This window comes from Natronospira elongata (assembly GCF_034931365.1).
GTDB lineage: Bacteria > Pseudomonadota > Gammaproteobacteria > Natronospirales > Natronospiraceae > Natronospira > Natronospira elongata.
In genome coordinates, this window is record NZ_JAYGII010000070.1 from 1 (window position 1) to 5256 (window position 5256).

Here is a 5256-nt window from a genome sequence, read left to right on the forward strand (position 1 = left end):
GCCAGGGCGTGGGTTTCCACTTCCTCGGTCAGATAAACGCGGGTCACGCCCTGCATGCGGATCAGTTCATTGCTCATCGTCTGTTCCCTTCTTGCTGGATCACTGCACCCGCAGACGCGGGTGGTCGCTCCAATTGCTCATGTCGGTCAGAATCACCTGATCGCCCGGGGCCAGGCCGTTCAGTACCTGGATCTCGGTGTTGGAAGCCTGGCCGAAGCGGACCTCCCGGCGCTCGGCCTCGCTGCCCCGCAGCACGAACACGGTGGCGGTGGTGTCCGGATCGGCCCAGGGCGGGCGCGGCATATACAAGGTGTCGTCCAGGCGGGCCACTTCGATCCGGGCATTGCTGGTGAGATCCGGGCGCAGGCCCTCGGGCCGGTTACCGGGCAGGGTGACATCCACCTCCACGCGGCGATCGCGCACGGTGGGATCAATGCGCTCGATCTCGCCACTCAGGGTCTCGCCGCCCACGTCGAGACGCACCGACATGCCCACGAGCAGCTCCCCGGCGCGACGCTCCGGGACCCGCAAGCGGGCAATCAACTGCTCCGGGTTGACGATGCGCGCCACCGCCTCGCCCGAGCTCAGGCGCTGGCCTTCTTCCACATTGACCTCCTGCACCACCCCGGCGAATCCGGCACGCACCTGGAGCGCGGCCACGCGTTTTTCCAGCTGCTCCACCTCGGAGTCGAGCTCGGACAGCCGGGCCGCGGTGGCCTCTTCTCGCGCGTCACGCAGCTCGTCGAAGCGGTCCAGGCGGGACTGCTCGGCCTGGAATCGCCGCTTGAGGGCTTCCACCCGAAAACGGGTCCGCTGGACTTCCAGGTCGGAGACCACCTGGTCCACCTGCAGTTCTTCCAGGGCTTCGAGTTCCATGCGCTCGCCCAGGTATTCGGCATCGGCATTGGCCACCGTGGCTTCGAGCTGCAGCAGTTCATTGGCCGTCTCCACCCGCTCCCGGGCGGCATCGGCGCGCGCCGCCTCCAGCTGCCAGCGAGCACGGGCGAGCTCATCGAGCAATTCCGGGCTGGACATCTCGATCAAGACGGTATCCCGCTCGGCTTCGGCCCCCGGCAGCACGTGAATCTGCTCCACCACACCGTCACTGCGATTGGTCACGGCCCGAATCTCCGGCGCCACCAGCTGGCCGGTGGCGCTGACCTCGGCGATCAGCTCCCCCTGCAGGACGGAACCGGTCCAGATATCCGACTGGGCCACTGCCGGTGGTCGCGCCGACAGCCAGAAGGCGAGTACCACAAGGACAAAAAAGCCCAGGCCGCCCCCGGCCCAGGCGATCATGCGGCGGCGCTGCCGGCCACCAGTATCCCGTCTAATATCCAAGCATTCCCCCTTATTGCGTTCCATCGTCCAGACAAGCTGGGACAAGCATGCCGGAAATCAGCCCACCCGGTACAGACCCCGGAACAAATTTCGGCACAAACTGAGAGGCCGGGCCAGACAGGAGGTTCACTCGTCGCGCAGATACTTTCCGGGTTCGGTATGTGAAGCCTGGCGGGCCGGGCCACGGCTGGCCAGCCACAGGGCCAACGCCAGCCCGGTAATGGCGACCAGTATTGCCGGCCACTGAGACAGGCCAGCTATGTCTAGGCGCCCCCCTACCAGCGACAGACCGATAGCGGCGAGGAGGAAAGCGAAAACCAAGCCGGGAAAGCCCAGTACCAGACCGCGCCACATCACCTGGCGACGGAGTTGGCGCGGGCCAGCACCCAGGGCGGCGCGCAGCGCAAATTCGAAGCGCCCATTTTCAACCATGTAACGCAAGATACCGAAAAAGCCAAGCAGTGCGATAGCACCGACTACCGAAGCGGCCGCCGTGCTGACGACCACACGTGCCCGGTCTGGAGCCAGTAGCGCGTCGTATTCACCCTGCAGGGCGTAGCGCTCGGTGACATGTAGGGGCGGCGTAAAATCAGCCAGCACAGTACCAATCGCCTCAGCTAAGCTGTCCTGCGACAGTTCCCCCCGCACCAGAACATCGGCGGCGAAATCCATCACACCAAGGGTGTTCAGCATCACCACAGCTCGTTCGGGTTCAGCGGGATGGCCGAAACTGAGGTCATCTATTACCGCCGCCACCCGGGAAGGGGCACCACCACGTAAATGCCGAGGTGGCTGTAGCCATTTGCCTACAACATCGATATCGCCCCAGGCTTGCAGGGCAAACTGGCGATTAACCACCACGGCCAGCTCATCGTCGGATTCCGGTAGTGAGCCTCGCAGGACTCGAACATCCAGGACTCGAAGCCAATCAGCACGGCCCACCAGGGCTGCGGCCTGAACTGTTTCCTTTTGACCGTTTTCCGGTCGGAAGGGCTGCTGTTCAGGGTGTGCACGAGTAGGCACGGCATTTTGGAATCCGACAGCGTCCACACCCTCCAGAGCGAGCAGGCGCTCGCGTATCTGTCGGTGCAGGTTGGGGGCCTCGCGGAAATCGGGTCGGAATGGACCGTCAACATCGGGCTGCAGCACGAAAACCTGGACTCCCTCCGGCTTGTAGCCAGGCCCCTGGACCAGCAACTGGGCGAGTGCCATGGCGAGGAAGGCAGCCACGGCGATGACCAAACCGGCAACCCCTACCTGGACGACAGCCAACAGACGCTGGCCGACCCGAATTCGTGTCACGCAGGGGCGACTGCGTTCCAGAATTGTGCGCCGCCGCAAGTCCATCACCGGTGCAAGTGCCACGACGGCAGCGAGCAACGCGATCAATCCCATTGCGAATAGCAGGGTGCGGGTGTCGATCAGGGCCCCGTCCCAGTGATCGACGTCGATAGTGGGTATGGTCTTCAGGCCCGTCACAAGCCAAAGGCTCAAGAGAAGACCAAGCAAGCCACCAGCGACTACCAGTAACGAGGCCTCTACAAACATCTGGCCGAGTAACCGACAGTGAGTAGCACCAAGCGCCATACGAATTGCCATCTCACGCTGGCGCTTCGGTGCGCGGGCAAGAAAGAAAAGGCTCAGATTGGCTGCGGCTATCACTGCAAGCAGAACGGCACTCAGGGCAAACAACTCAAGCTGGCGCTCGGCCATCTGCTGGTGTGCCGGGTCCCGGCTCAGTGTCGACGATACCGCTAGACGCATGCCGCCCAAGTCCTCTTTGGCAGCGGCGGGCAGTCTTTCCTGCAAGCTGCTCAGGTTCTCCCTGAGTGCACCAAGCGAGGTGCCCTTAGCAATCCGTCCGAATAAAATCAGGGGGAGCCGTTCTATTAGGGGCGCTGGTACTGCGGCGACCACATTCTGCCAGGTCTGATGAGGCACCCAGATATCGGTCGGAGCGTCACGGTGCACGCCTCGGAAACCGGCAGCCGTGACGCCCACAACCCTAAAACGCTCGCCCTGGATAGTGATGCTCTCGCCCAGCGGAGAGTCAAGATCGCCGAAGACCTGGTCTCGGAGTCGGTAGCTGATCACCACCACCCGCGCGGACTCGCCATGGTCACTGGCATCCAGGATGCGACCTTCGACCAGCCGCACGCCGACAACCTGAAAGAAGCCCTCGCTTACCAGACCAATATCCAGGTGGCGTTGCTCCTCTCGCAGACGCGCTTCCTGTCGAAGGTAGCTGACCCCCGCCACGCCAGTTAGGCCAATGCTGCTTTCCCGGAGATGGGATTGCAGTCGCCCGTTTAGCGGCTCAAATCGCTCGCCATCAGTGCGGCCCACACTCACCACCCGCTCGGCGTTACTCACACCGGGTGGTGTATCCAAGAGCAGACTGCTATATAGACCGACCAGCGCTACGGCGAGTGCTACCGCCACAGCAATCACAAACAAGGTGGTAAGGCTCTGCAAGGGTGTCCTGGCATAGAGCCGAACGGCGTGAATTGCATCACCAACCAATGCGTTTGTGAGGCCTCGGATCAAAATATGGCCGCTCAGTCAGGTGCCTGCCAAGTCCCCCGGTCACCGGGTAGCGCAATGCTGATCCAAAATTGATTGGCCTCCGGAATTCGATTTACCAGTCGAGCGACAGCCTCGCGCCGCTCCAAGACTTTGTCCCGATAGAGTTCGGGATCTGGACCGTCAAACAAGTCAAAGGCGAACACCAAAAAATCGTCAAGCGACTCGGTGTCGAAACTATAGAGGTCGGCAAGGCTGGACAGGCTGACAGCCTTGTCACAGCGATCCCATTGCCTTGGCAAAAATTCAGCGGATTCCGCATCCAGCAGCTCGACTTCTCGGGCACTGAGAAAGCGTTCATCCTCGACGGAATAGACCTGGACGCTCGGAACATAGAGGTCACAGTTCATTTCGGCAACATAAAGCGCCTGGACCTGCGCAAAGGTGTCGGGCTCGATCAACTGCCAACCTTCGGGAACATCATCTGCCCAGGCATCAAGCGCTACCAATGCCAACACCGGAAGGAGAAGGAATTGAATTCTGTTAGGCATGGTCACATACTCCAGGATACGTCTTTCGCGTAAACGGTGATGGGACCTGATGTCCATGCCCCACCACCATCCAAAGCCGTTACGAAATCATTCAACTCGTAATCTTTCCTATCAACACGAACAGTTATTGGCAGAGTTGCAAATACGGACTTCCCCTTCAATCTCAACGAGACAATGCAAGTCCCCTCCAAACAAACTACACACGATCACATCACATGCTGCTGCTACCTGGGGAGCGAGCGCCAGAAAAAGGCCGGTTACGGTAACAATCAATGCCAGTATTATCGTCTGGTTCGGTTTCAGCATTGCAGTCTCTTCAATATTTCTGCATTTCGTCCAGAACCTCCCTAATGCGTGCCGCACCAACGTGCTTCGTAACCACCGGATGCTGTGTGAGTGCCAGCCCAAGGCTTATCCCCGCACAGCATCAAGAACCGATACGACACCCTTTAATCGATAACAGGACAATCGCACAAAAACTGTGATATATGCCACAAAACTTGTATTCTTTTCTGCTGAAATTATGAGCGCGTGCATCTGGCGGCAGTCCAATGATCAGCTTCTCGATGCTTAATCAGGGCTCTCGGGCATGACATAATTGCCGCTTTGCGCGGCGGACGGGACCAATTGTGATCACGCAGCTACTGGAATGGGCACGACAACCACGGCATGAATCACTTCTGAGTGTGGTAGCGGGGGTCTTGCTGGTGGGGGCCTTTGCACCTTTCGGCATCTGGCCGCTTGCCCTGGTGGCCCTGGCCGGGGCCTTCTGGCTGTGGCGGGGGCATGGGCCGCGGCGGGCCTTCTGGCTGGGCTGGCTGTTTGGCCTGGGCAGCTTCGG

At 60.7% G+C, this 5256-nt stretch carries 3 protein-coding genes and 1 pseudogene; 1 reads left to right on the forward strand and 3 read right to left on the reverse strand.

Annotated elements, in window-relative coordinates:
* Positions 1-99: 99 nt before the first annotated feature.
* The 3 genes from VCB98_RS13600 to VCB98_RS13610 form a co-directional block, all read right to left on the reverse strand.
* A complete protein-coding gene (locus tag VCB98_RS13600; RefSeq protein WP_346053450.1) occupies positions 100-1341 on the reverse strand; it encodes an efflux RND transporter periplasmic adaptor subunit in 1242 nt (413 codons plus the stop codon).
* 126 nt (positions 1342-1467) lie between these two features.
* A complete protein-coding gene (locus VCB98_RS13605; RefSeq protein ID WP_346053452.1) occupies positions 1468-3888 on the reverse strand; it encodes an ABC transporter permease in 2421 nt (806 codons plus the stop codon).
* Positions 3889-3899: 11 nt separating this feature from the next.
* Complete coding sequence (locus VCB98_RS13610) at positions 3900-4472, reverse strand: hypothetical protein (RefSeq protein ID WP_346053453.1); 573 nt, start codon at positions 4470-4472, stop codon at positions 3900-3902.
* Between the two features lie 572 nt (positions 4473-5044).
* Between VCB98_RS13610 and VCB98_RS13615 the strand changes: the two are divergent.
* Positions 5045-5256 (forward strand): annotated as a pseudogene (locus tag VCB98_RS13615) (apolipoprotein N-acyltransferase); the annotation flags it as partial.